This window comes from Photobacterium sp. DNB22_13_2, assembly GCF_052873915.1.
The window spans coordinates 1-252 of the sequence record NZ_JBNNXU010000211.1; the positions used below are offsets into that span (position 1 = coordinate 1).

1 pseudogene is annotated in these 252 nt (G+C 58.7%); it reads left to right on the top strand.

Annotated elements, in window-relative coordinates:
• A pseudogene (locus ACVA58_RS28410) lies at positions 1 to 252 on the top strand (winged helix-turn-helix domain-containing protein); the annotation flags it as partial.

Sequence of the window (252 nt, forward strand, 5' to 3'; positions counted from 1 at the left end):
CGATTACCTGGTCAAGCCCTTCGCCTTTGCCGAGCTCCTTGCCCGTATCCGGCGTTGCTTGCGCCAAAGCACCTCGAAGGAGTCCGAGCGATTGCGCATTGCCGATCTGGACATCGACGTGCTTGGAAGGCGGGTATTCCGGGGAACTCCCCGCATTTAATTTACGAATCATGAGTTCTCGATGTTGCACCTGCTCATGCGCCGTAGAGGGGAGGTGCTGTCGCGAACCACGATCGCGTCCCAGGTCTGGGA